The sequence below is a fragment of the Methylobacterium sp. 88A genome (assembly GCF_000376345.1).
GTDB classification, from domain to species: Bacteria; Pseudomonadota; Alphaproteobacteria; order Rhizobiales; family Beijerinckiaceae; genus Methylobacterium; species Methylobacterium bullatum.
In genome coordinates this window covers 3200022-3225911 of record NZ_AQVT01000001.1, presented here as the reverse complement: position 1 = coordinate 3225911, position 25890 = coordinate 3200022, and the positions used below count along the sequence as shown (strand labels likewise).

The window sequence follows — 25890 nt, the reverse complement described above, 5'->3', positions numbered from 1 at the left end:
GCCCGGTGAAAGGCCCGCATGACCGGATCCGTCGACGAACTCCTCGCCTGCCTCGACCTCGCGCGCCTCGACGACGACCTGTTCCGGGGCCAGAGCATCGAGACCGGATGGTTCCGGGTGTTCGGCGGCCAGGTGCTGGGGCAGGCCCTCGTCGCTGCATCGCGCACGGTCGGGGCGAGCCGGCCGCCGCATTCCCTCCATGCCTATTTCATCCTCGCCGGCGACCCGGCCGCACCGATCGACTACGCGGTGGAACGCATCCGCGACGGGCGCAGCTTCGCCACGCGGCGGGTGGTGGCCCATCAGCACGGCCGGGCGATCTTCACCCTGTCGGCCTCCTTCCACAGCGACGAGGAGGGGCTCGTCCACCAGATCGCCATGCCGGACGTGCCGGGGCCCGAGGCGCTCCTCGATGCCCCCGCTTTGGCCGCCCAGGCAGGGCCGTCGATCCCGGCCACCATGCGCGCCTATCTCAGTCGCGCCACACCGATCGCCCTGAGGCCGGTGGAGGTGCAGCGCTACATGTCGCGCGACCCGCGCGAGCCTCGCTTCCACGTCTGGCTCCGGGCCGGCGCGCGCCTGCCGGACGACCCGGCCATCCACCGCGCCGTCCTCGCCTATGCCTCCGACCTGATGCTGCTGGACGCGACGCTGATCCCCCACGGCAAGACGGTGTTCGATGCCGCGATCCAATCCGCGAGTCTCGATCACGCCCTCTGGTTCCACCGTCCCTTCCGCGCCGACGAATGGCTGCTCTATGCGCAGGAGAGCCCTGCCGCTTCGGGCGGGCGCGGTTTCGCCAGGGGAGCGATCTTCACGAGGGAGGGAGAGCTCGTGGCATCCGTCGCTCAGGAAGGCCTGATCCGGCCGACCGCGAACGGCTCGTGATGCGCTGCGAGCTTTGCTTTATGGGCTTCCATTCTGCTCACGTTATCGTCTGAATGATCATTCTTTAGGCAATGATCGCGGAAAAATCGCACGATCACGCGTCAGTGATCGATCACTTTGTGTGCAGAACGAGGAATGAAGAAAAGTTCCCTTTGGCATAGTCCTTGAATGATGGGCGCCGATCGCTTGGCCATTCCGGCTGGTGCGAAATGCCGGATTACCGGGCCGCGACGCAGATCGGGCCGGTGACCGGGGGCATCCAGAACAAAAGGGGGCGCCGCCCATGAAGATCGTGATGGCTATCATCAAGCCGTTCAAGCTCGAGGAGGTCAGGGATGCGCTGACCGGAATCGGCGTCCACGGCCTCACGGTGACCGAGGTCAAGGGTTATGGCCGCCAGAAGGGCCACACCGAAATCTACCGCGGTGCGGAATATGCCGTGAGCTTCCTGCCGAAGCTGAAGATCGAGGTCGCCGTCGCGTCCGACCTCACCAGCAGCGTCATCGACGCCATCGCCGCCGCCGCCCGCACCGGCCAGATCGGCGACGGCAAGATCTTCGTCGTGCCCCTCGAGAAGGCCGTCCGCATCCGCACCGGCGAGACCGACGTCGACGCGCTCTGAGCCATCGCCCCGGCCGGACGACGCTCCGGCCCGCTTCCCCTCCTTTTCCTCACGTCACCATCGCACCGCGACCGGGAGTTCCGTTTCCATGAAACTTCGCAATGCCCTTGCGCTCGGGATGGGAGGCGCCGCGCTGGCCCTCCTGTTCGTCGAGCCATCCCTCGCACAGTCGCCGACCCCAGAAGTCGTCGCAGCGCCGGCCGCCGCCGCGCCCGTCCCCAACAAGGGCGATACCGCCTGGATGATGGTCTCGGCCGTCCTCGTGCTGCTGATGACCGTGCCCGGCCTCGCGCTGTTCTACGGCGGCCTCGTGCGCACCAAGAACATGCTGTCGGTGCTGACGCAGGTCTTCGCCATCGCCTCCATCGTCTGCCTTCTGTGGGTCGCCTTCGGCTACAGCATGGCCTTCACCAACGGCGGCGGTCTCAACGACTTCGTCGGCGGCTTCTCCAAGGTCTTCCTGAAGGGCGTCGACCCGTCCACCACCGTGGCGACCTTCTCGAACGGCGTCGTCATTCCCGAATACGTCTACATCTGCTTCCAGATGACGTTCGCGATGATCACGCCCGGCCTCATCGTCGGCGCGTTCGCCGAGCGCATGAAGTTCTCCGCCCTGCTCGTCTTCTCGGTGCTGTGGGTCACACTGATCTACTTCCCGATGGCGCACATGGTCTGGTACTGGGGTGGTCCCGACCTCGTCGGCGACGCCGCCAAGGCCCTGGCCGCAGCCACCGACGACGCCTCCAAGGCGACGGCGCAGGCCGCTCTCGACGCGGTCAACGCCGATGCGGGCATGATCTTCAAGTGGGGCGCCCTCGACTTCGCCGGCGGCACCGTCGTGCACATCAATGCGGGTATCGCCGGCTTCGTAGGCTGCCTGATGCTCGGCAAGCGTATCGGCTACGGCCGTGACCTCCTCGCCCCGCACTCGCTGACCATGACCACCATCGGCGCCTCGCTCCTCTGGGTCGGCTGGTTCGGCTTCAACGCCGGTTCGAACCTCGAAGCCAACGGCTCCGCGGGTCTGGCCATGATCAACACCTTCGTGGCCACCGCCGCAGCCGCCGTCTCCTGGCTGTTCGTGGAGTGGATGCTCAAGGGCAAGCCCTCGCTCCTGGGCATGCTGTCGGGCGCCATCGCCGGCCTCGTCGCCGTCACACCCGCCGCCGGCTTCGCCGGTCCGATGGGTTCGATCGTCCTCGGCCTCGTCGCCGGCGGCGCCTGCTTCATCATGTGCTCCACGGTGAAGAACGCCCTCGGCTACGACGACTCCCTCGACGTCTTCGGCGTCCACTGCATCGGCGGCATCCTCGGCGCCCTGGCCACCGGCATCCTGGTGAGCCCGGACTTCGGCGGCGTCGGCATCCCCGACTACACCAGCAAGCCCGGCGAACTCGCTGTCGGCGCCTACGACATGGCGGCGCAGCTCCTGGCCCAGGGTAAGGCCGTCGGCTTCACCATCCTGTGGTCCGGCATCGGCTCCGCCATCCTGTACAAGCTCGTCGACCTGACCATCGGTCTGCGCGTGACCCAGGACGAAGAGCGCGAAGGCCTCGACATCGCCGACCATGGCGAGCGCGCCTACAACTACTGATCCCGCCTAAACACGTTCTCAACCTAACCGAGAGGCCCCGGTCGGCATGCGACCGGGGCCTTTCTCATGTCCGTGACAGCCGTCGAGAACCGCATCGACGCCCCCGACCGTGAGGCAGAGCCGGCTCCCGCGGCCGGACTGGGGCGAAAATGTGATGCGAATGCAACACCCCCATGGCAAGTCCGACGAACGGCCGTATTTGCCTATTTCCTGGGCAATTGCATCAAAGTTAGTTTTGCGAAGCTCGGCCGGATTTGGCAACTTGCAAATCACAGAATAACTGGGGCTGAACTCTAATGACACTAAAGCTAACCGCACTGGGGACTGCCGCTTCCCTCGCCGCGTTCCTGAGCGTTGGCAGCGTCAGCGCCGCCGACCTTGCCGCGCCGAAGACCATGCCGGTCGAGGCGAAGGCGCCCGATCCGCTGATCGGCTTCTCGTTCGGCTCGCGCTACCAGACGGACTACAACTTCCGCGGTGTGTCGCAGTCGAACCGCCAGGGCAGCTACCAGTCCTTCTTCGAGGCCCAGTATTTCGGCGGCTTCGCCTATACCGGCCTCGCCACCTACCAGACCCGCCTGCCCACGCAGCCGGACATGGAGTTCGATCTCGCCGCCGGTATCCGCCCGACCTTCGACAAGTTCGCCCTCGATCTCGGCGTGCTCTACTACTTCTACCCCAATGAGAAGCGCCTGTTGGGCCCGGGCGGCGCGTTCCTGACCACCGCCAACACCGACTTCATGGAATACGCCGCCAAGGGCACCTGGACCGCGACGGACTCGCTGACCCTCGGCCTCAACGTGTTCTACTCGCCGAACTTCCTCGGCCAGCACGCCAACGGCACCTACACCTCCGGCACCGCCGCCTATACCCTGCCGGCCAACTGGTTCTCGTTCCTTCCCGAGGCCTATTCCGGTGGCTTCTCGATCTCGTCCGAGCTCGGCTACTACTTCCTGACCGCCGCGAAGACCTCCGCCACCGGGCAGATCGCCTTCAACCTGCCGAGCTACCTCTACGGGAACGTCGGCCTGTCCTACACCTACAAGAACATCGTCCTCGATGTGCGCTACCACAACACCAACCTGAGCAAGACCGACTGCTTCAACTTCACCGGCGACTACCGCGGCTTCAACAACGGCGGGACCTCCAAGTGGTGCGGCGATGCCGTCATCGGCTCCATCACCTTCCAGACCTCGACTGCGGCTCCCGGCATCTACGCCGAGCCGGGCGGTCTCCTGAACCTCTTCCGCTAAGCGCCAAGCTCAGCGATGGACGAAGAAAGGCCCCGGAGCGATCCGGGGCCTTTCTTCGTTGGCGGCGCGGACCGGATTCGACGAGGCGAGTCGTGAAAGCGTCCGAAAACACGGACATCTGTGCGGGCCGTGCTAACGATCTCTAAGCCTTAAACAGCCGTTAACTCGGTCGACATAGCGTTACCGGATCGTTTCTCCCTGCGTCTGGTCCCGTATGCGCTCGCTCCGCCGTTCAGCATCGCCCTACGACACTTTCGTCGACAGCTTCAGGCCATTCCTGGCGAAGCGGATGACGGAGATGGGCGGTCTTCTCCTGTTCGCGGGCGCGACCGCGCTCACGGTCGCCCTGGCGACGTGGTCCATCGACGATCCGAGTATCAACCACGCCACCGACCATGCCGCGCACAACGTGCTCGGCACCGGCGGCGCGGTGGTGTCGGATCTGGCGATGCAGCTCCTTGGCCTCGGTTCCCTGGCCTTCGCCCTGCCGCCCGCCTTCTGGGGCGTCCAACTCATGCGGTCCCGGGAACTGCCCCGGGGCGGTCTGCGGATCACCCTCTGGATCATCGGCTTCTTCGCCGCGAGCGCTGTGGCGAGCGCGCTGCCGCCCACCGCCCGCTGGCCCCTGCCCACCGGGCTCGGCGGCGTGGCCGGCGATGCCCTGATCCACACCGCTCGGCTCATCGTCGGCGCCATCGCGTCCCCGGCCACGGCCCTCGTCGGTTTCGCCTTCGCGGCGGTGGCGATCCTGTGCCTCACCGGCGCCTGCCGCGCCGGAGCCGAGCCGGAGGAGGAATCCTACGATCAGCCCGCTCCGTCCGCGTCCAACCAGCGTCCGCAACCCTCGGCACGGCATGACGGCCGTTACGAGGAGGACGAGCCGAGCCTCGGCATCGTCTCCCTCGGTACCCTGGCGCATCTCCTGATGGGCGGCCGGACCGCCATCGCCAGACGGATCGCCGAGTGGCGTGCCGACCGGGCGGCGGCGGCCACCGAACTCGCTTATGCCGGCGCCTCGCCGGCGCTCGCCGCGCGCCGCGCCTTCTCGGACGCGGACGACGCGCCATGGTCGACCCATGTGCCGCAGGACGCGGGACACCAGCCGAGAGGCGATGCCGCCTCGGCGCGTCGCGAACCGGTCTTCGAGCCGCAGCCCGTGGCGGAGCCCCGGCCGGTCACCCGCCGTCCCCTCCCTGAGCCGATCCTGCACGACGACGAGCCGGACGATGGCGGCGAGGAGTTCTACGCTCCCGAAGAACCGGTCGCATCGGCGCCGGCGCCGCGCTCCCGCGTCGCCCCGGTGGCACCGTCCCCCGCTCCGGCACCGATCCGGCGCGCATCTCCCGCGCCGGCCTATGGCGCTGAGAGCTATTCCCATCCCCCCCTCGACCTGCTCGGCGAGGCGCCGGGCTTGTCCCTGGCGAGCCAGGTCTCGACGGAAGCCTTGGAGCAGAATGCGACCCTGCTCGAGGCCACCCTCAGCGATTTCGGCGTGCGCGGCGACATCCTCGCCGTGCGCCCCGGCCCGGTGGTCACGCTCTACGAACTGGAGCCGGCTCCCGGCACCAAGTCGAGCCGCGTGATCTCCCTCTCGGACGATATCGCCCGCTCGATGTCGGCGGTCTCGGCCCGTGTGGCCGTCGTCCCCGGCCGCAACGCCATCGGCATCGAATTGCCCAATGCCAGGCGCGAGACCGTGTATCTGCGCGAACTCCTCGCCTCGGCGGATTTCGTCGAGACGAAGCAGAGTCTCGCTCTCTGCCTCGGCAAGAACATCGGCGGCGAGCCGATCATCGCCGATCTCGCCAAGATGCCCCACCTGCTGGTGGCCGGCACCACGGGCTCGGGCAAGTCGGTGGCCATCAACACCATGATCCTCAGCCTGCTCTACCGGATGAAGCCGGAAGAGTGCCGCCTGATCATGGTCGACCCTAAGATGCTGGAACTCTCCGTCTATGACGGCATCCCGCATCTGCTCTCCCCCGTCGTCACCGACCCGAAGAAGGCGGTCATCGCCCTCAAATGGGCCGTGCGCGAGATGGAGGAGCGCTACAAGAAGATGTCGAAGGTCGGTGTGCGCAACATCGACGGATTCAACGCGCGCCTCGCCGAGGCCCGTGGGCGCGGCGAAGTCCTGACCCGCACGGTCCAGACCGGATTCGACCGCGAAACCGGCGAGGCGGTCTACGAGACCGAGGAGATGGATCTCAATCCGCTCCCCTACATCGTCATCGTGGTCGACGAGATGGCCGACCTGATGATGGTGGCGGGCAAGGACATCGAAGGGGCGATCCAGCGTCTGGCGCAGATGGCGCGCGCGGCCGGCATCCACCTCATCATGGCGACGCAGCGCCCGTCGGTGGACGTCATCACCGGCACGATCAAGGCGAACTTCCCGACCCGGATCTCCTTCCAGGTCACCTCGAAGATCGACAGCCGCACGATCCTGGGCGAGATGGGCGCCGAGCAGCTGCTGGGCCAGGGCGACATGCTGTTCATGGCCGGCGGCGGGCGCACCACCCGCGTCCACGGCCCGTTCTGCTCGGATTCGGAGGTCGAGAGCGTGGTCGCCCACCTGAAGCGCCAGGGCAGGCCGTCCTATCTCGAGGCCGTCACCGCCGACGATGGCGAGGACGACGACAAGGGTTCGAAGGGCGGCGGGAAATCGGCCAAGGGCGCGATCGACGAGATCGAGGTCGACGGCGCGGTCTTCGACCAGGGCAGCTTCGGCGAGAGCGGCGGCGATCTCTACGCCCAGGCGGTGCAGGTTGTCATGCGGGACAAGAAGGCCTCCACCAGCTACATCCAGCGCCGCCTGCAGATCGGCTACAACCGTGCCGCCTCGCTCATGGAGCGCATGGAGGTGGAGGGCATCGTCGGCTCCGCGAACCATGCCGGCAAACGCGAGATCCTGGTGGAGCCCGATCCGCACGAGATGTGACGCGTACCGTCAGGCGCGCGGCGCGAACAGGATGATCCCGGTGCCGACGAGGCAGATCGCGGCACCGGTCATATCCCACCGATCCGGCCTCTGGCTCTCGGCGAGCCAGAGCCAGAGGATCGAGGCGGCGATGTAGACGCCGCCATAGGCGGCATAGGCCCGGCCCGCCGCGTCGCTCTCCACCCTGGTGAGCAGCACGGCGAAGAGGACGAGGGACACCGTGCCCGGCAGCGCCCACCAGGCCGACCGGCCGAGCCGCAGCCAAGCCCAGAAGGCGAAACACCCGGCGATCTCGGCCAAAGCGGCGCCGGTATAGACGAGGGCGGTGATCAGGGGTTCGCTCCATCACGAAGGGGTTTGCGCGCCGCGTTCCCAGGCCGGTCATTCTCCCGCGGGGACGACGGCCCGCGAGGACCGGGCTTCCGCCTCCCGCACGACATTCCGGCCCAGAATGGATCCGAGTGCCGATTCCAGCTGGGCATGCCGGAAGGCGAACCCGCTGGCGAGCGCTTTCTCGGGCAGCACCCTCTGCCCGCCCAGGAGCATCTCCTCGGCGAAGTCGCCGCCCAGCCGGCGCAGGAGCCGCGTCGGAAGCGGGAAGATCGCCGGGCGGTGGAGCTGCCGCGCCAGGGAGGCGGCGAAATCGGCATTCCGGACCGGCTCAGGCGCGGTCCCGTTCACCGGCCCATGCAGGGTCGGTGTCGCGATGGCGTGGCAGATCAGGCGGACGAGGTCGTCGCGGGAAATCCACGACATCCATTGCCGCCCGGAGCCGATCTGTCCCCCGAGGCCGAACTCGAACGGCATGAGAAGCCGCGCGAGGAGGCCACCCTCGATTCCGAGCACCAGCCCGGTGCGCAGGAGGACGACCCGTGGGCCGAGGGCCGCGATGGCCATCGCTTCCCGCTCCCAGGCCTCGCACACCCTTTGGGTGAAGGCCGGAGCCGCCGGGCTCGATTCGGTGAGGCTCTCATCTCCGCGCAGGCCGTACCATCCGACGGCCGAGCCGCTGACGACGACGGACGGTGGCCGGTCGAGGCGGGCCACCAGTTTGGCGAGCCCGCGAGTCATCCTCAGGCGCGATGCGAGGATCGCGCGGCGCTTGGCACGCGTCCACAGCCCGTCGGCGATCGGTTCGCCGGCGAGGTTCACGATGGCATCGAGCCTCGCGTCGTCCGGCACTTGGTCGAGGGAGGTGACGATCAGCAACGGCGCGGGCAATGCCGCGGCTTTCGCCCCGTCACGGGTCAGGACCGTCACCTCGTGGCCGGCCGCCACGAGGCTCGCCACGAGGCGCTGGCCGACGAAGCCGGTGGCGCCCGTCACCAGGATCGTCCGCGTCGGAGCGAGCATGTCCGCGAGCCCGGCCGGGGCGGGCAGGCCCAGGCGCTCGGACCGCCCGGCGGCGAACCAGTCGCGCAGGCCGAAGATCGCGACGGAGAGCGAGGCCGCGAGAGCGAGAACGCTCCAGACGCCGTGGCTGACCCAGGCAATGCCCGTGGCCTCGCCGGCCCAGCCGAGCAGCACCGGCAGAATGAGGACGAGGATCGCACCGTAATTCAGCGCCAGGAGCGTGTGGTTCACCCGCTCCGTGGCCGGCAGGCGCCGACTCAGATCCTCTTCCACGAAATCCATCAGCGTGATGACGACCTCGACGATGAGAACGCCCATAATGGCCCAGGCGAGCAGCCCCTTCGGCTCGGCGAAACCGAGGGTGAGGAAGAGCAGGGCATAGAGCCAGTTGCGCACGGCATGGAGGCGCAGTTCCCCGCGCTGGGACGGGCGCCAGGCCAGGCGCTCGGTCAGTTCGTGGTGGTAGAGCGTGTCGAACGCTCCCATGGCGATCTGCACGGCGATCAGCGACCAGAGCAGGGTCGAGGTCATGATGTCGGGTCTCCCGCGTGATGGATCAGGCGTCGACGACGTCGCGGAACTCCGCCTCCTGGCGGATCAGCGTGCCGAACCAGGGGTGGCGGATCGTGAGGGTGAAGGCGAAGCGGTTCGCACCGGTCTCGCCGTGGGTCACGGTGAGGCTGCCCGGCGTCAGGAAACCGGGTAGCGGCAGTTGCCATCGCCACAGCCGGAGGAAGTAGCGCCGGCTGGAGAAAACCAGCCGGCCCTCGACGACGGCGATATCGAGGCTCATGCCGAGACCGCCGCCCACATGCTCTTCGAGGCCGGTGGGGCCGGCGAAGCGCTTGGCCGAATTGACGGTTTGGGGAAATCCGCCGGGCCTGGCGTAGAGCCGCGTCCAGACCTGCCCGCCTCCCGACCGGTCTTCGGTGACGGAGACGACGCTGGCGAGGCCGGCCCCCCTGGAGGTTGGCAGCGGACCGCCGATGAGGCGGGCGGCCTGTGCCAGGAGCCAGCCGAGGCGGCTCATCCGGGTCTCGACCACGTGGCCGACATAGACGGCGCCGGTGCCAGGACGGAGCCGCTTGGTGAAGCGCCGCCTGATCGCGGGCGACAGCGTGGTCCAGTCCTCGTCCGCGATCAGGCTGCGGAACCGCAGGTCGCGGAGGTCGGCCTCGTGCGCACGGGCGATTACCGGGCTTTCGCCGATGGGAGGCGCCGTGCCTCCCACGGAAGGCCCCCTCAATGCCGTCATGATCATGATCGCGGCTCCCCGGTTCAGCCTTCGGGCTTGGAGGGCAGGAAGCGCACGATCCGGCTGCCGAGGCGGATCAGCTTGGCGAGGGTCGCGTGCGGAACGCCCAGCATCTGGCTGTGCCAGCGGTCCATGGTCTCGGTGAATTCGAGCATCGCCTTGAGGCGGCGGGAGGCGACGGCACCGATGGTCGGATCGCCCTCGGCCTGCGCCACGCAGGTGCGCAGGGCCGCGATCGCCGGATCGATTTCGCGCTCCTTGCGGCCGGCGGCGATGCGCGTGACCATCTCCCACAGGTCGGTCTCGGCGACGAAGTAATCACGGCGCTCGCCCATTACGGGGACGCGCCGGATCAGGTTCCAGCCGGACAGTTCCTTGAGCGATGTCGAGACGTTGGAGCGTGCGATGCCCAGCGTCGCCGCGATCTCCTCCGCCGCCAGGGGCTTGTCCGACAGGTAGAGCAGGGCGTGAATCTGGGCGACGGAGCGGTTGACGCCCCATTGCCCGCCGAGATCGCCCCAGTGGAGGATGAAGCGCTCCACCGCCACGGGGAGCTTTTCGGGAGTATCCGTAATTTCTGTCATGACAGAAATTACAGACATAAAAGAACCCGAGTCAAGCGACCGCCGCGTCGGGCGATGACAAGCGGCGTGTCAGTCTGCGCTGAACCGATAGGTCGTCGTCGCCGTGAAGACCTCGCCGGGGCGGAGCGTCGTGGAGGGAAAATTCGCCCGGTTCGGTGCGTCGGGGAACCCCTGCGCCTCGAAACAGACCGCGTCGCCGGCTCGGGACAGCCGCCCGCCGGACCCGATCACCGTGCCGTCGAGCATGTTGGCGGTGTAGAGTTGCAGGCCCGGCTGGGTGGTGGCGATGGCGAGCCGTCTCCCGCTCGACGGATCGTGGGCGGAGGCCGCGTGCCGCAGGCGGCCGGGGTCGCGCAGGACGAAGGTGTGGTCGTAGCCATGCGCCAGAGCGAGCTGCGGATCGGCGTCGCGGATGCGGGTGCCCAGGGCTTCGGGCTCGCGGAAATCGAAGGCGGTGCCCGCCACGGGCCTGATCTCGCCCGTGGGAATCTGCCCGGCATCGGTGGGGAGGTAATGCTCCGCCGCGATGGCGACGCGATGCTGCATCACGTCGCCGGAGCCCTCGCCGGAGAGGTTGAAGTAGCTGTGGTTGGTGAGGTTGACGATGGTCGGCCGGTCGGTCCGGGCCGTGTAGTCGATCCGCAGGGTCTCGTCGTCGCTGAGGGAGTAAGCGACTTCCACATCGAGAGTGCCGGGGAAGCCCTCCTCGCCGTCGACCGAGCGGTAGCCGAGGACCAGGGAGATATCGTCCGCCCGGATCACCCGCCAGATGCGGCGGTCGAACCCGTTCGTCCCGCCATGCATGGTGTTGCCACCGACATTGAGCGGCAGCCGGTATTCCTGCCCGTCGAGGCTGAAGCGCCCCCCGGCGATGCGGTTGGCGTAGCGGCCGATGATGGCGCCGAAATGCGCGTCGCTCGCCTCGTAGCCCGCCACATCACGGGCGCCGAGGACGACGTTGGCCCAATTGCCCTTGCTGTCGGGCGTATCGATCCGGCTGACCACGCCGCCGTAATCGAGGATGTCGGCACGCAGGCGGGACCGGGCGAGCCTGTATCGCGAGACGGGGCTACCGTCCTTCGTCCGTCCGAAGGCTTGTCCTGCCATGCCGGCACTCGTTTCGCCTCAGAGGAATCGTCGGGCCTCAACGCGCGGGATGAGGATCAGGGGGCGAAGGCCGGTTCGTCCGCATCGCTGGACAATTGCATCCGGTGCAGGCGCGCATAGCCGCCCTGCGAGGCGATCAGAGCGTCGTGCGTTCCGGTCTCGACGATGCGGCCGGCTTCCATGACCACGATCAAGCCGGCATCGCGCACGGTGGAGAGGCGGTGCGCGATGACGAGGGTGGTCCGCCCCTGCATCAGGCGCAGCAGCGCGCCCTGGACCAGGCGCTCGGATTCGGAATCGAGGGCGCTCGTGGCCTCGTCGAGGAGCAGGATCGGCGCGTCCTTGAGGAAGGCGCGGGCCAGGGAGATGCGCTGGCGCTCGCCTCCCGACAGGCGTCCGCCGGAAGGGCCGACGCGGAACTCGTAGCCCTCGTTCAGCCGGCTGATGAAGCCGTGCGCGGCGGCGGCTTCCGCGGCGGCCTCGATCTCGGCGCGGGTCGCACCGGGGCGGCCGAACCCGATATTGGCGGCGACCGTGTCGTCGAACAGCACCACGTCCTGGGAGACCACCGCCACGGCCGTGCGCAGGGACGGGATCGTCACGTCGCGCAGATCCGCGCCATCGATGAGCACGCGGCCTCCGGTCACGTCGTAGAGACGCGGAACGAGGTTGAGCAGGGACGACTTGCCGGAGCCCGAGCGCCCGACCAGGGCGACGGTGGCGCCGGCGGGGACGGTGAGGTCGATGCCCTCCAGGGCCGGCGCGTCCTCGCGATAACGGAAGCGGACGCCTTCGAACCGGATCTCTCCGCCGGTGATGACCAGCGGCACGGCATCGGGCTTCTCGCGGATGCGCGGCGCCTCGTCCATCAGCGCGAAGTAGCGCTGCAGAGCCGCGCCGGCTTCCTGAAGGATGGCGTTGAGGGTGCCCAGCGCGCGGGCGGGCTGCGCGGCCAGGAGCAGGGCGGCGACGTAGCCGGTGAAATCGCCCACCGTCCGGTCGCCGGACATGACGCGCTGGCCCACCAGAACCAGCACCGCCGCCACCGCGACCCCCCCGCCGATCTCCATCAGCGGATCGAGGCGTCCACGGGCATTGGCCGCCTTCATCTTGAGGCGGCGGACATTGTCGAAGGCGCCGGAAGCCCGGCCCTTCAGGTAGGATTCGAGGGCGTAGGTCTTTGCGATGCGGGCGCCCTGAAGGCTCTCGGTGATGAGGCTCGCCGTGAGGCCCATCTGCTCCTGCGTGGTGGTGGAGACCCGCCTCAGCTTCTTGCCGATGCGGCCGATCGGGCCGGCGACGAAGGGCACGACCACCGCCGCCACCAGGGTGAGCACCGGGTCCATCCACAGCAGCGCGACGACGAGGGCGATCAGCATGGCGAGATCGCGCAGGAGCACCGTGGAGATGCGCGTCAGTGCCTCCTTGATGAAGGCGAAATCCGTGGTGAAGCGCTGGGTGAAGGCCGCCGGGCTCTCCCGCCCGAGCTGGGCGAGGTCGGAATCGATGAGATGCCCATAGAGTGCCGCCTGCATGTCGGCCTCGACGCGGGTCACCACCCGGTTGGTGAGCACCGTCTGGCCGAACAGGGCAAAGCCCCGGATCGAGGTGATGGCGATGACGATGATCGGCCCATAGGTGAGGGCGGCAGGGTCCTTGTGGTCGAAAGCGTCGAAGGCGCCCTTGATCAGGGCGGGATACAGCCCTGTCGCGACCCCGATGATGGCGATCAGCACCAGGACGACGGCGAGGGTCGACCGGTGGGGCCGCAGCCAGTCGCGCCAGACACGGCCGATGAGGGGAAGGGTGTCACCCCTGAGAAGCGGCCTACGGCCCATGATCATCCGTTGTCTGGCGCGCGGGCAGGCGCCCGGCATTTAGACGGGGTTTGCCGGGCGATGAGGGGAAGATCAAGCGACGCTCTCCGCCTTGGCAATGTGATACTGTTACACTAGAGAATGCAGCCGTACATCGGGTGCCGGCTGAGTACACCATCCCGCCGCTTTTCGGTCGTGTGACGCATCGCACGGCGAGCATCGCCTTCGTCGCCGGGCAGACGCGTCTCGGGGTGGGGGAGCGGATGGAAGGGAATCGGTATCCGGCGGATGTGTGGTCAAGGAGCGAGACGAATGCAATCGAGGCGCCACATCGTGACATCGGCGGCAGCGGCCTGTTTCGGCTTCCTGCTCGCCGTCGCCCCGTTCGGGAATAAGGCGGATGCCGCCGAACCGCTGAAGGCGGTGGCGACATTCTCGATCCTCGGTGATCTCGTGAAGGAGGTGGGCGGCGACCGGGTCGAAGTGTCGACGCTGGTCGGCCCCGATGCCGACGCGCATGGCTACAACCCGGCCCCCGGGGATGCGCGCAAACTCACCGCCGCCAATCTGGTCGTGGTCAACGGCCTCGGCCTGGAAGGCTGGCTCGACAGGCTGATCAAGGCCTCCGGGACGAAAGCCCCCGTCATCGTCGCCACCAAGGGTGTGAAGCCCATCGAGGGTGACGACGACCATGGCGGTGGGCATGCGGGACACGCCCATCACGACGATCCCCATGCCTGGCAGAGTATAGCCAATGTGAGGATCTACATCGCCAACATCAGCGACGGGCTGGCGAAGATCGATCCCGATCACGCCGGCGACTACGCGGCGAACGCGAAAGCCTATCTCGCCACCCTCGCGGGCCTGGAATCCGATATCCGCGCGGCCATCGCGGCGATTCCCCCCGAGCACCGCAAGATCATCACCACGCATGATGCGTTCGGCTATTTCACCGCCGCCTACGGGCTCGACTTCATCGCGCCTCAGGGCGTCTCCACCGACAGCGAGGCGAGCCCGAAGGATGTGGCCCGCATCATCCGCCAGATCCGGCGCGACAAGATCCCGGCGGTCTTCCTGGAGAACGTGGCCGACCCACGCCTGATGCAGCAGATCTCGCGGGAGAGCGGTGCCACGGTGGGCGGCAAGGTCTATTCCGACGCCCTGTCGGGTCCCGATGGTCCTGCGGCCACCTATGCGGCGATGATGCGCAGCAACCTCGCCGCCTTCAGCGCGGCTCTCGGCAGGAAGTGAGCGGGCCGCGCGGCGTTGTGAGCCTCGACCCTCTCAGCTCTCATTCTCTCCGATGACTTTCTGCAGGCAGATCGTCCGGGTGTCGCGGTAGCCGAGATGTTCGTAGAATTGGCGGGTCGCGCCATTCTCCTCGCGCACGAGGAGCTGAACCTTCCAGACGCCACGGGCGACCAGCCACCGCTCGGCCGCTTCCATGATCGCCCTGCCCAGGCCGAGGTCGCGAAGAAGCGGGTCGACGGCGACGTAATAGACCCAGCCCCGGTGCCCGTCCTCGCCCACCATGGCGGTGGCGGCGACGGCCGCCTCGCGCTCGATCAGCAGGATGGTCGAATGCGGATCGCGCCGGGCGAAGGCGATGTCCCTGGCCGGATCGTTCCACGGCCGAGAGATTCCCGCAGCGTGCCAGAGGGTCACCACCGCTTCGGCATCGCCGTCCTGGAACTCGCGAATCACGGTGGTCATCGATAGGCGCGCCCTCGCGAAAGATCCGGCGAACGGCCGCTCAGCCGCCCGTCATCGGCGGGAAGAACGCGATCTCGGTGGCGCCCGCGATGGCGGCGTCCGGCTTGGCGTGGACCCGATCGATGGCCGCCCGCACGATCCCGGCATTCTCGAATGCATAGGCGTATTCCTCGCCCCGACCGCGCAGCCAGCCGACGAGGTCGGCCACCGTCTCGGTCCCGGCCGGCAGGTCCACGGTCTCTTCGGCCTTGCCGATGCGTTCGCGCACCCAGGCGAAATACACGAGCTTCATCATCTGCCCTTCCGGCTGCGGCATCGGCGGGTCAGCGCGGATCGTCCATCACGTGCCGGATGCCGGCTCTCATATAATCGTAGCCCGTGTAGAGCGTCAGGGCCGCGGCGACCCAGAGCAGGGCGACTCCGGCAAAGACGGTATGGGGCAGGATCGTTTCCCCCGCCCTGCCGGCCACGAGGAAACCGATCGCCACGAGCTGAAGGGTGGTCTTCCACTTGGCCACGCGGCTGACGGGGAGACTGACCTTCAACTCCGCCAGATATTCGCGCAGGCCCGACACGAGGATCTCGCGGCACAGGATGACGATGGCCGCCCACAGGCTCCAGTCGTGAATCGTCTTGTCGGCCACAAGCATCAGCAGGCAGGCGGCGACGAGGAGCTTGTCGGCAATCGGATCGAGCATGCGCCCCAGGGCCGAGCTCTGATCGTAGGTCCGGGCGACGTAGCCGTCGAGATAATCGGTGATGGCCGCAGCGATGAACACGCCGAGCGCCGCGAACCGCGCCGCATGCTCGTCCGGCCAGTACAACAGCGCCACCACCACGGGGACGGCGACCAGCCGACCGTAGGTCAGGCAATTCGCCAGCGTCCAGGCCGGTGACCGGCGTCGGAGGGGGAGGACAGTCATCGACGCGGTGAAACCATGGCCGGGGGGAGGGGTCAACCGCGATGATGCAAACGGCCATACCGCTTTCATACCGCCTCTGTCGTCGCGCCGAGCGCATTGCGCTGCGAATGTGCCGGGTCCGATTCTATGCTACCGGTGGGCGGATTGAGCAGGATGTCCGCGCATGCCGTCCGCAGACGAGATCAGCATTACCATGACGCCCGAGCTCCTTCGTGCGGTGCGTGAAAGCATCGAGGCGGGAGATTACACATCGACGAGCGAAGTCATGCGTGACGCGGTCCGTCTCTGGCAACGGCAACGGATGGAAGATGCCGGGCGTCTGAGCGAGATACGGTCTCGTGTTCGCCGGTCCCTCGATGACCCACGGCCGGACCTGACGACGACGGACGCGGACCGGCACCTGGCTCGCCTGTTCGCCGACGAGGGGACCGAGACTTCGGGTGCGTAGACTCGCGGTCTACTTCCGGCCGGACGCGCTGGACGACCTTGCCGACATTTTCCGTTTCGTTCGCCAAGCGAGCGGAAACACGTCGGTCGCCGCGTCGTTCGTACGACGCATCAAGGCGCGATGTGATCGGATCGGAGATGCGCCCCGTGCCGGTCGACTCCGTGACGATCTCGCACCCGGCCTTCGCACGGTGCCGTTCGAGCGTTGCGCCGTGATCGCTTATCTGGTCGAGGACGACAGCGTTCGTATCACCAACGTCTTCTATGGCGGGAGGGATTACGAGGCTCTATATCGCCGGTCTGACGACGATTCGGATACCGGCGCAACCTGACAGGCGGGCTTCGCGCTCACCCTCCGGCCTGGAAGTAATCATACACCGCACGTGCCGTGGCGGCGTTGACGCCGGGCGTGGTCGCCAGATCCTCCAACGACGCGCGCTGGATCGCCTTCACCGTCCCGAAATGGTGGAGGAGGGCGCGCTTGCGGGTCGGGCCGATGCCGGCGATCTCGTCGAGGGGGTTCTTGATCATCTCCCGCTTGCGCTTGGCCCTGTGCGTGCCGATGGCGAAGCGATGGGCCTCGTCCCGCAGGCGCTGGACGAAGTAGAGGGTCGGGTCGCGCGGCGGCAGCTTGAACGGGGCCTTTCCGGGCACGAAGAAGGTCTCGCGTCCCGCATCGCGGTCACGGCCCTTGGCGATGCCGACGAGGGCGACGTCGGTGACGCCGAGCTGTTCCAGCGCGGTGCGTGCCGCTTCGAGCTGGCCCTTGCCGCCGTCGATGAGGACGAGATCGGGCCAGGCCGGCATGGTCTCGCCGTCCGGTTCGGGGACAGGCTCGGGCACGCCGCCTTCGCTGGCCGCCAAAGCCGCCTCGTTGGGCGTGCGCGGGTTCTCCTTGACGAGGCGCTTGAAGCGGCGCTGCAGCACCTCCTTCATCATCCCGAAATCGTCGCCCGGCGTCAGCTCCTCGGACTTGATGTTGAAGGTGCGGTAATGCGTCTTGGCAAAGCCCGAGGGGCCGGCGACGATCATGCCCCCCACCGCGTTCGTGCCCATGATGTGGGAATTGTCGTAGACCTCGATGCGGCGGGGTGCGGCGGGCAATCCGAACGATTGCCCGAGGGCCACCAGCAGCTTGCCCTGCGAGGCGGTGTCGGCGAGCCTGCGGGCCAAAGCCTCCTTGGCATTGCGCTGGGCGTATTCCACCAGCGCCTTGCGCTCACCGCGCTGGGGCTGGTGGACTTCCACCCGGTTCTCGGCACGGCTCGACAGGGCGGCCGCCATCAGCTCCGCATCCTCGATGGCATGGGAGACGAGGACGATCCGGGGCGCCGGCTTGTCGTCGTAGAACTGGCTGATGAAGGAGGCGAGCACCTCGTCCGGCGTCATGGAGCGGTCGGCCTTCGGGAAATAGGCGCGGTTGCCCCAGTTCTGGAAGTTGCGGAAGAAGAAGACCTCGATGCAGAACTGGCCGGCCTGCTCGTCAAGAGCGAACACATCCGCCTCCTCGACGCCCTGCGTGTTGACCCCTTGCGTCCCCTGGATCGCCGAGAGGGCGGAGATGCGGTCGCGAAAGCGGGCGGCGCGCTCGAATTCGAGTTTCTCCGAGGCGTCCTGCATCTCCTCGCGCATGCGGTCCTTCACCGCGTTGGACTTGCCCGAGAGGAAGCCCTTCGCATTCTCGGCGAGCGCCTGATATTCCGGCAGGGCGATCTCTCCGGTGCAGGGGCCGGCGCAGCGCTTGATCTGGTAGAGCAGGCAGGGCCGGGTGCGGTTCTCGTAATAGCTGTCGGTGCAGGTGCGCAGCAGGAAGGCGCGCTGAAGCGCGTTGACGGTGCGGTTCACCGCCCAGACGGTGGCGAAGGGGCCGTAATAGCTGCCCTTCCGCCGCCTCGCGCCGCGATGCTTGACGATCTGCGGCGCTTCCGAATCCGCCGTGACCAGGATGTAGGGAAACGACTTGTCGTCCCGCATCAGCACGTTGAAGCGGGGCTTCAGCTGCTTGATGAGGTTGGCCTCCAGCAGCAGCGCTTCGGTCTCGGTGGCGGTGGTGACGAATTCCATCGCCGCCGTCTGCGATATCATCCGGGCGATGCGATTGGAATGGGCCTGGCCCCTCGCATAGGAGCCGACCCGGGCCTTCAGGTTCTTGGCCTTGCCGACGTAGAGGACGTCGCCCTTCTCGTCGAACATCCGGTAGACGCCCGGTCCCGACGGCAGCGTGGTCCAGAACCGGCGGATGATCTCCGTGCCGGCCTTGACCGCGCCTTCCTCGAAATCGAAATCGATCTCGGGGCCGTCGTCGATGCGTTCCGGGGTCTCGTCCGCATCCTCGCGTTCGTCGAACGAATCCGGCGGCAGGTCTTGCTGGGAAGAAGGGTCTTTCGCGGGCTGACGGCTCATGCCCGAGACTTAAGCGCCGGGGATTCGAGAGGGAAGGGGCTCCCGACCCCATCGCCCCCCGAAGGCCGGCGCCTTCGCGTCTTAATCGAACAGCGCGTCGATATCGCCCTGGTCCACATGGCCCGGGTCGCTGTCGAGCTTGGGTCCGTTGAGGAGGGAGCTCTCGTCGTCGATGCTGGGGCCCTGGGGCACGACGCCGAGGATTTCGCTGAACGAATTGAGGCCGCCCCAGGCCTCGATCATGCGGTCCAGATGCTCCTCGATGAACTTGAGCACGCCCACGATCTTGTTGATGCGCTGGCCGGTGAGATCCTGAAAATTGCAGGCCTCGTAGGCGACGATCACCCGCTCGAGGATCATGTCGATGTTTTCGCCGCCGGCGGCCTGCCGCATGGCCCGCAATGCGCTGGCATTGGTCTCGATCTCTTCCAGCGCGCCGAGGATCGTGCTCGTGGCGAGCTCGGTGGATTCCACCACCGCATCGAGTTCGCCGGCGACCCGCTTCATTCCCTTCCCGGTATTCTCGGAATGGTAGAGCGTCGCGATTTCCTTCTTCGTCCGGGTGATGGCTTCCTTCATCACGTCGAGTTCGGAGCGCATGGCGAAGGCCTCGTTGAGCTCCTTCCGGCAGGCTTCGATCGTCTCGACCGTGCTGGTCTGCGTGACGCGTCGAAGCTCCTGGATCGCCGTGAGGATCTCGTCGAGCTTCACGTCATTGGCGCCGGAACGCTCCTTGGCGTGCGCGACCTCCGCGACGGGTCGCACGCTTGCCAAACCGAGGCTGTCTTCGATGCGGTAGCGCTTCATGTTCATCGGGGATGATCAGCCGGCAGGAGTAACTGGGTCGAATGGCGGGCACGCGTGGCTCGGGCGCCATCGTCCTGACGAACGACGCGGCTCCCGAGACGAGAAGCCTTCGAGCCACCATGCGACCAAGTGGTTGCCATTTCTTCAACAGACAAAAGGTCGTGTGCAGTTTTACGGACGATTCATGCTGTTCTTGAAAGCGACCAATGGAGCCGCAATGGACTGAACGATTCACCACGTTCCTTCACGCGATTCTCGTCCCGTCCGGCCAGCCTGGAGTGCAGGACGATGATGGCCCGGAGTAGTCGCGTGTTGAAGCGTATCGGTTTGTGCGTCGCCATGGCTTGCCTGGCGACGGCGGTGACGGGGGGATCCGCACAGGCTCAGAGTTCGGCTGGCCAGTACGGTGGCGGCTTCATCGAATTCCTGGTGACGGGCAATGGAACGCCGCCGCGCGCCAGGCGTCCCGGCCTCGTCGATGACGGGGTGCTCCCACGCCATCCGGCCGCGCAGGGCTATGGCGGCGAGCCCATGCCGCGAGTGCTCTACTCGGGCGACCGTGTGCCCGACATCGATCCTTATCTCGCTCACGCGCGCACGCGGCTCGCCGCCCTGCCGTCGCAGGCGGCACCCGAGATGCAGGCCGCGGCGATCGAGCGGACGCCCGACCCGCGCTTTGCCCGGCAGGTCGTCCCCTTCGATGGGCGGCAGAAGCCCGGCGCCATCGTCATCGATACCCGGACGAAATTTCTCTATCTCGTCCAGCCCGGCGGCCAGGCCATCCGCTACGGCATCGGTGTCGGTCGTCCGGGTTTCGCCTGGTCGGGAATGAAGACGATCAGCCAGAAGCGCGAATGGCCGGATTGGACGCCTCCGGCGGAGATGCTGCAGCGCCGCCCCGATCTGCCGCGCCACATGGCGGGCGGCCCGGCCAATCCGCTCGGCGCGCGGGCGCTCTATCTCGGCTCGTCCCTCTACCGCATCCACGGGACCAACGAGCCGCACACGATCGGGCAATCCGTGTCGTCGGGCTGCATCCGGATGATGAACGAGGACGTCATCGACCTGTATGAACGGACCCCCGTGGGGACGCGGGTCGAAGTCCTGTAACCGACACACATAAAAAAGGCCCGGCGCGTGGGGACACGCACCGGGCCTTCCTCGTCAATGAACCATCACGCGCGGTGACGGGTACGGGTTGGGCTCACACCCAATCGTCGTCGCCGCCGCCGCCCAGGTCGCCGCCGAAATCACCGCCCGGATCGCTGTCGAACGACGCGTCCTGGAAGTCGTTGCCGCCACCGAGGGCCGAACCGAGGTCTTCGTTACCGGCCGCGGCACCGGCCGAGGGAAGGCCTGCCGCCGCCGCGCTGCCGAGGGCCGAATGCCCGCCGGCAAAGGCGTTGGACAGGGCGCTGCCGAGCAGCATGCCGCCGGCAGCACCCGCCGCCATCGGAAGCGCCGTCGCCATGAAGCCGCCGCCGCGCGCGGGAGCCGCCTGCTGGCCGGCCCAGGGGCCGCCCTGCTGCGGTCCGCCGTAACCGGGCTGCTGGCCGTAACCGGGCTGCTGCCCATAGCCGGGCTGCTGACCGTATCCCTGCTGCGGCCCACCCTGACCGCCCCAAGGCTGGCCGGTCGGACGCTGGGGTTCCGGCTGGCGCGAGCCGCCGCCGAAGATGCTCGAGAGGAAGCCGCCGCCGCCCTGGGGCTGCTGGGCCGCCTGACGAGCCTGTTCGAGCTGCTCGTTCAGGCTCTTGATCGCCTCTTCCTGGACATAGATCAGCTGCGCCATCGCATAGGGCGCATAGGGCTGGGCGCGGAGCTTGTCCGCGATGAAGCGCTCGGCATCGGCGTCGCGGGGCTGGCTCGCGGCCTGCTCCAGACGCTGGAAAATGCCGCCGATGACCTCGCGTTCTTCGCTGTTCATGGGGTCGTCCTCCTGAGAGAAGCCTGCGGGCCAATGCCGCCCCGGCGCCTCCGAGATGGGGTGGCGCCTCAGGCTTTGTCAGGGGGTCAACGCGAACTTCGCCGTTGCGGATGCACGGGAGCTCAGGTTCGGAGCATGAAATTTCGGAAAGGTGATGGAGCCGGAGGCCACTCGTCTTCCTCACGCAACAAAAAGAGCCCGGCTTTTCAGCCGGGCTCCTTCTAGAGACCTCGTGCTCCGCCCTGAGGCGAAGCGTCGGTTCTGTAAGGCCTAGTACGAGCCGAACTTGTAGTTCAGGCCGGCGCGGACGACGGCGAACTCGGACTCGCGAGCAGCAACCGAGGGGCTGATGGTCAGGAGGCCATTGGGGGCGGCAGCCGCGTTGAACACCGAGCGACCGCCACGGTTGTTCCTGTCGTTCTCGAGGTTCACGTACAGACCTTCGACCTTCAGGGTCACGGCCGACGACTTGAAGAAGTTGAAGAACGAGTCGGTGGGGAGAGCGTACTCGATACCACCGCCGGCGGTGTAGCCGGTGCGGAAGTCGTCGCCGCCCGTTGCGCCGTCGCCGTAGGCGAAGCCGCCGGTGCCGTACACGAGAGTGCGGTCGAAGGCGTAACCGATACGGCCGCGGACGGTGCCGAAGAAGTTCATCTCGTTGCCCGGGATACGGACCGAGGTGGGGCTGACGAGAGCGCCGGCGACGGGGCTGACGGTGCCGGCCACGGTGCGGCTCTTGTTGCCAAAGTCGGTGTACTGGGCGTCAGCTTCGATACCGACGACCACGCCCGAACCCGGGGTGAACTGGTAGTTGTAGCCGACCTGGCCACCGCCGACGAAGCCTTCGAGATCGTTGCCGCCGTTGGTCGAGACGACCACCGGGGTGCGGGTGAAGGAGTTCAGCACCGAACCACCCGGCAGGGCGTAGCGGTCGCTGTTGCTACCGGCGTCGAAGCCGTAGCCGGCGTTGATACCGAAGTAGGCGCCCGTCCAGGTGAACACCGGGACCGGCACGAAGACCGGGGGAGCGGCGCGACGCGGAAGGTCGGCGGCGAAAGCGGAACCGGCGATGACGATGCCGGCGAGAGCGGTGGTGCCGCGAAGGAAGGATTTCATGGTCTGGTCCTCTACTCGTTAGCGCGGCCGCCTTTTTGGGAGCGGTCCTGCGCAATTCCCCGTCTATAGCTCAGCATCCCTCAGGAAGCTGTTGCATCGCAACCACGCCGCGTGTGTCGAACACGGCCCCTTTGTGGCAGCGACCACCTCAGCAGAGGCAACGCATAGCCAGAACACCGCCGAACGGCCAAGGTTCACTTGCGGCCACGCTTTTTCACTACCTCGGCGAATGACAGATTGTCGCAGACCCTGGCCGCCACCGTCTCGCCTGTCAGGCGGCGAGAACGATCGCTGAAATCAGTCGGCCGTAATCGGCCTCTCCCCGGTGGGTCGTGCGCCGATAGCTATAGAAGCGTTCGGGATCGGCGTAGGTGCAAAGGCCCAGTGTCGATGCCTTCTCGATGCCGGCTTCCCGCAGGCGACGAGCGATGAAGCCGGGCAGGTCGAACTGGGCGTGCCCCTCGCGCTGGCCCGGCGCGAAATGGGCGTCCGAACCCGGAACCTCTTCGGCGAAGCGGGTGCGGAAATCGTCCCCGACCTCGTAGGCGGCTTGCGAGATCGTCGGGCCGAGCACGGCGGTGATGTCGCCCCGCGCCGAGCCGAGACGCTCCATCGCCTCCACCGTTGCGGCGATCACACCGGACAAGGCGCCCTTCCATCCCGCATGGGCGGCGCCGACGACGCGGCCCACGGGATCGGCGAACAGGATCGGACCGCAATCGGCGGTGGCGATGCCCAGAGCGAGGCTCGGCACGCGCGTGACCATGGCGTCGGCACGCGGGCGGTCGGCGAGGGCCATGGGGCCGTCGATGATGGCGACCTCGGCGGAGTGGACTTGATACAGGCTCACGAGATGACTCGGCGCGACGCCGAGATGCCCGGCCATGCGGCTCCGGTTCTCCGCCACGAGGGCGGGCTCGTCCTGCGAGCCGAGGCCGCCGTTGAGACTGGCATAGAGACCGTGGGAGACGCCGCCGGCACGGGTGAAGAAGGCGTGCCTGATGCCGGGCTGTCCCACGAGGCTGGGCGCTTCGATATACATGTGCCGTGTCCGTCCTTTGGCGATTGCGCGCCGAGCTATAGCATCGGCCCGGTCCGCTGGGTGGTCGCGCCCCCTCGACGAAAGCCGATGCCGGGGCGTGGCTCGGACTCTCTTATATCTGCATGATACGGCGGTCGAAGTGACCCTTCGGCAGGGACGACCCCCCCCCACGCGGCGCGCCCGTTTCCGCAAATCGGGACGAGGAAATTTTCTTAACCTTTACGGTTCGTTAAGCATGCTTTGATCGAATGCGTCTGCACACGAGGACGCGAGCGATGTCGGAACCAGCCCGTCACTACCAGGCACAGGATTTAAGCGGACGTCCGACGCCCGGACCGCTGCGCGATTGGCTGGCGGCCATGAAGGCGGCGACCACCTCCGCCGAGCAGGCCCCCGCCGCCGACAAGGTCGCGGCGTTCGAAAGACCGGCCGCGCCTGAGAAGGCCGAGCCGCAGGCCTCGTCCTGGTCGCCCCGGGTGGTGTCGCCGCCCGCGCGGACCGAGGCTCCCGAGGCCAGCGAGGACGGCGACGTCTCGGAACTGATGGCCGAGAACCTGATGCTCAAGGCCAAGCTGAAGGTCGAGAGCGACCGCTACGACCAACTCCAGGGGATCCTCGCCCAGGAACTGCGCCGCCTGCGGTCGCATGTGGAGAAGGAGATGGCCGAGCTCCACGACCTGCGCGCCGAGCGTGACCGCCTCGCCGAACTCCAGACCCTCTTCGTCGAGAAGCTGGAAGAGGCTCGCGCGCGCTCCGAGAGCGATGCCGAGGAACTGGCCCAGGCCTGTTCCGATCGCGACCTCTGGATGGCTCGGGCCGAGGCACTGGCCCAGCCCCTGTTCCAGAAGCGCTGAACCACTCACTGACCGAGACCCCAACGACGAAGGGCCGCCCCATGAGGGCGGCCCTTCCATTGCCGAACCGCTTGTCCGTTCGGCCGAACCCGGTAAGGGGTCCTCTAACGCGCTAGGCGTGCGCGTCGGAGGCGACGTTCCAGGTCCGGTAAGCCGAGGTAAGCGGCTGATTTAGGCAATGAGACACTGGATCACCTCCTTTCGTTCGTTGCGAGAACCCCAAGCTAGTCACGGATTCGCGGCTTGAAAAGCCCCGATGCGGCAGGCGCGGCGCCTCGCCGCTGGGGAGCTCCCGACCGCCCGCGCAGGCTCGATACGCGGACATGTCGGAGGCTGAAGGCGGGCCGCCCGCGCGCGGCCCAAGGGCGTTGACGCTAAGTGTTATACCAATCGGCGCGTATCATCAGCGATAGGCCCAGTTGCGCAGTCCGAGGGACATCATGCACCGAGGCTGTGCCACGAGCTTGTTCCAGGCCGCGCAGCATCGATCGGGAATGTCCTCGTGGGAGCCGAAGATCATGTCGCCGAGCCGGTTGTCGCGCACGAACTGGCAGACAGTCTCGACCGGGTTGAGTTCGGGCGCATGCGACGGCAGCGGCGACACGGTGATGGTGTCGGGGACCACGAGGTCGCCGGCGATGTGCCAGCCCGCGCCATCGAGGATCAGCATGGCGCGCGCCCCCGGATCAACGGGGCGGCTGATACGCTCCTTGCGGGCTGGGACGGTGTTTGATGGCAGAGACGAGACGGGAGTTTACGCCCGAGTTCAAACGCGAGGCGGTGGCCCTGCGATAAAGCAGCAGCCGGCCGCAGATGCAGATTGCCGCCGAACTCGGGATCCAACACTCCATGCTGAGGCAGTGGCGCACGGCGCAGATGGGTGGCCCGCCAACGGTCGCGACCAGCAGGATCGCCAGAATCCGTGCCAATGAGCCCGGTGGCATCCCCGTCCGATCACGCGGCCGAGATCGCCCGCCTGCGGCGTGAACTCGACCGTGAGACGAACAGGCTGCTGCTACGACAACGCCCCGAGGGAAAGTCCTCATCCTGAGCCTGTCGAAGGACTTCCACACGCTCAAGGTCGACCTCGTTCACCAGCGACGATGGGCGACCCGGGACGAGGCCAGACGGGACCTGTTCGCCTACATCGAAGGCTATTACAATCGACAGCACATCCACTCGGCCCTTGGCTACATCATGCCCGGGCAGGCCGAACGGAACGCGAGCTAACCCCCGTGTCCGTG

General features: G+C 67.3%; 24 protein-coding genes and 2 pseudogenes. 11 read left to right on the top strand and 15 right to left on the bottom strand.

Annotated elements, in window-relative coordinates; translation table 11 throughout:
* The first annotated feature begins 18 nt into the window (after positions 1–18).
* The 5 genes from tesB to A3OM_RS0115485 all read left to right on the top strand — a co-directional run bounded on the left by tesB (position 19) and on the right by A3OM_RS0115485 (position 7298).
* Positions 19–888, top strand: a complete 870-nt coding sequence (gene tesB / locus A3OM_RS0115505) for an acyl-CoA thioesterase II (RefSeq protein ID WP_018044677.1) — start codon at positions 19–21, stop codon at positions 886–888.
* Between the two features lie 283 nt (positions 889–1171).
* Positions 1172–1510, top strand: coding sequence for a P-II family nitrogen regulator (locus tag A3OM_RS0115500; protein ID WP_018044676.1), 339 nt, complete (start codon positions 1172–1174; stop codon positions 1508–1510).
* Between the two features lie 88 nt (positions 1511–1598).
* A complete protein-coding gene (locus A3OM_RS0115495) occupies positions 1599–3104 on the top strand; it encodes an ammonium transporter (RefSeq protein ID WP_026176080.1) in 1506 nt (501 codons plus the stop codon).
* Positions 3105–3400: 296 nt separating this feature from the next.
* Positions 3401–4357: a TorF family putative porin gene (locus tag A3OM_RS0115490; RefSeq protein ID WP_156465629.1), complete on the top strand. Its 957-nt coding sequence runs from the start codon at positions 3401–3403 to the stop codon at positions 4355–4357.
* A 214-nt stretch (positions 4358–4571) separates the two neighbouring features.
* Positions 4572–7298 (top strand): DNA translocase FtsK, encoded by a 2727-nt coding sequence (locus A3OM_RS0115485; RefSeq protein ID WP_018044673.1) that lies wholly within the window; start codon positions 4572–4574, stop codon positions 7296–7298.
* A gap of 9 nt (positions 7299–7307) precedes the next feature.
* On the opposite strand, the gene A3OM_RS0115480 is transcribed toward A3OM_RS0115485, so the two are convergent.
* The 6 genes from A3OM_RS0115480 to A3OM_RS0115455 form a co-directional block, all read right to left on the bottom strand.
* Positions 7308–7631 carry a YnfA family protein gene (locus A3OM_RS0115480; RefSeq protein ID WP_081612684.1) on the bottom strand — a complete coding sequence of 108 codons (324 nt, stop codon included), beginning with the start codon at positions 7629–7631 and terminating at the stop codon, positions 7308–7310.
* Positions 7632–7679: 48 nt separating this feature from the next.
* On the bottom strand, positions 7680–9182 hold the full coding sequence (locus A3OM_RS0115475; protein WP_018044671.1) for a TIGR01777 family oxidoreductase: 1503 nt from the start codon (positions 9180–9182) through the stop codon (positions 7680–7682).
* A gap of 25 nt (positions 9183–9207) precedes the next feature.
* Positions 9208–9906, bottom strand: a complete 699-nt coding sequence (locus A3OM_RS0115470) for a DUF4166 domain-containing protein (RefSeq protein ID WP_081612746.1) — start codon at positions 9904–9906, stop codon at positions 9208–9210.
* Between the two features lie 23 nt (positions 9907–9929).
* Entirely contained in the window at positions 9930–10490 is a 561-nt protein-coding gene (locus A3OM_RS0115465) for a MarR family transcriptional regulator (RefSeq protein ID WP_026176077.1), read from the bottom strand.
* A 69-nt stretch (positions 10491–10559) separates the two neighbouring features.
* Positions 10560–11597 carry an aldose epimerase family protein gene (locus tag A3OM_RS0115460; protein WP_018044668.1) on the bottom strand — a complete coding sequence of 346 codons (1038 nt, stop codon included), beginning with the start codon at positions 11595–11597 and terminating at the stop codon, positions 10560–10562.
* Positions 11598–11653: 56 nt separating this feature from the next.
* Positions 11654–13435 (bottom strand): ABC transporter transmembrane domain-containing protein, encoded by a 1782-nt coding sequence (locus A3OM_RS0115455; protein WP_026176076.1) that lies wholly within the window; start codon positions 13433–13435, stop codon positions 11654–11656.
* A gap of 291 nt (positions 13436–13726) precedes the next feature.
* Here A3OM_RS0115455 and A3OM_RS0115450 point away from each other — a divergent pair, with 291 nt between their 5' ends.
* Positions 13727–14665: a metal ABC transporter substrate-binding protein gene (locus A3OM_RS0115450; protein WP_018044666.1), complete on the top strand. Its 939-nt coding sequence runs from the start codon at positions 13727–13729 to the stop codon at positions 14663–14665.
* 33 nt (positions 14666–14698) lie between these two features.
* On the opposite strand, the gene A3OM_RS0115445 is transcribed toward A3OM_RS0115450, so the two are convergent.
* The 3 genes from A3OM_RS0115445 to pgsA are packed head-to-tail and all read right to left on the bottom strand — an operon-like array spanning position 14699 to position 16050.
* The gene (locus tag A3OM_RS0115445; RefSeq protein WP_018044665.1) at positions 14699–15127 is read right to left on the bottom strand and encodes a GNAT family acetyltransferase; all 429 of its coding nucleotides are present in this window, start codon (positions 15125–15127) and stop codon (positions 14699–14701) included.
* A 40-nt stretch (positions 15128–15167) separates the two neighbouring features.
* On the bottom strand, positions 15168–15419 hold the full coding sequence (moaD, locus tag A3OM_RS0115440) for a molybdopterin converting factor subunit 1 (protein WP_026176075.1): 252 nt from the start codon (positions 15417–15419) through the stop codon (positions 15168–15170).
* A gap of 31 nt (positions 15420–15450) precedes the next feature.
* On the bottom strand, positions 15451–16050 hold the full coding sequence (gene pgsA, locus A3OM_RS0115435; protein ID WP_018044663.1) for a CDP-diacylglycerol--glycerol-3-phosphate 3-phosphatidyltransferase: 600 nt from the start codon (positions 16048–16050) through the stop codon (positions 15451–15453).
* 163 nt (positions 16051–16213) lie between these two features.
* On the opposite strand from pgsA, the gene A3OM_RS0115430 reads away from it, so the two are divergent.
* A complete protein-coding gene (locus A3OM_RS0115430; RefSeq protein WP_018044662.1) occupies positions 16214–16498 on the top strand; it encodes a ribbon-helix-helix domain-containing protein in 285 nt (94 codons plus the stop codon).
* Complete coding sequence (locus tag A3OM_RS0115425) at positions 16491–16829, top strand: type II toxin-antitoxin system RelE/ParE family toxin (protein WP_018044661.1); 339 nt, start codon at positions 16491–16493, stop codon at positions 16827–16829. The genes A3OM_RS0115430 and A3OM_RS0115425 overlap by 8 nt, the downstream gene beginning before the upstream one ends.
* 16 nt (positions 16830–16845) lie before the next feature.
* Here A3OM_RS0115425 and uvrC read toward each other — a convergent pair whose 3' ends face one another.
* Positions 16846–18900, bottom strand: a complete 2055-nt coding sequence (uvrC, locus tag A3OM_RS0115420; protein WP_018044660.1) for an excinuclease ABC subunit UvrC — start codon at positions 18898–18900, stop codon at positions 16846–16848.
* 81 nt (positions 18901–18981) lie between these two features.
* Positions 18982–19713 carry a hypothetical protein gene (locus A3OM_RS0115415; RefSeq protein WP_018044659.1) on the bottom strand — a complete coding sequence of 244 codons (732 nt, stop codon included), beginning with the start codon at positions 19711–19713 and terminating at the stop codon, positions 18982–18984.
* Positions 19714–20046: 333 nt separating this feature from the next.
* On the opposite strand from A3OM_RS0115415, the gene A3OM_RS0115410 reads away from it, so the two are divergent.
* A complete protein-coding gene (locus A3OM_RS0115410) occupies positions 20047–20817 on the top strand; it encodes a L,D-transpeptidase (protein ID WP_018044658.1) in 771 nt (256 codons plus the stop codon).
* 94 nt (positions 20818–20911) lie between these two features.
* Here the strand turns inward: A3OM_RS0115410 and A3OM_RS0115405 are convergent, their stop codons facing one another.
* From A3OM_RS0115405 to pgeF, 3 genes are all read right to left on the bottom strand, one after another.
* Entirely contained in the window at positions 20912–21634 is a 723-nt protein-coding gene (locus tag A3OM_RS0115405; RefSeq protein ID WP_018044657.1) for a DUF2076 domain-containing protein, read from the bottom strand.
* Between the two features lie 270 nt (positions 21635–21904).
* The gene (locus A3OM_RS0115400; protein WP_018044656.1) at positions 21905–22750 is read right to left on the bottom strand and encodes a porin family protein; all 846 of its coding nucleotides are present in this window, start codon (positions 22748–22750) and stop codon (positions 21905–21907) included.
* 271 nt (positions 22751–23021) lie between these two features.
* Positions 23022–23792, bottom strand: coding sequence for a peptidoglycan editing factor PgeF (gene pgeF / locus A3OM_RS0115395; RefSeq protein ID WP_018044655.1), 771 nt, complete (start codon positions 23790–23792; stop codon positions 23022–23024).
* 275 nt (positions 23793–24067) lie between these two features.
* Here pgeF and A3OM_RS0115390 point away from each other — a divergent pair, with 275 nt between their 5' ends.
* Entirely contained in the window at positions 24068–24646 is a 579-nt protein-coding gene (locus tag A3OM_RS0115390; protein ID WP_026176074.1) for a hypothetical protein, read from the top strand.
* 403 nt (positions 24647–25049) lie between these two features.
* Here A3OM_RS0115390 and A3OM_RS0115385 read toward each other — a convergent pair.
* Positions 25050–25349: pseudogene (locus tag A3OM_RS0115385) on the bottom strand (transposase); the annotation flags it as partial.
* Between the two features lie 29 nt (positions 25350–25378).
* Between A3OM_RS0115385 and A3OM_RS25375 the strand changes: the two are divergent.
* Positions 25379–25876 (top strand): annotated as a pseudogene (locus A3OM_RS25375) (transposase).
* Positions 25877–25890: the final 14 nt, after the last annotated feature.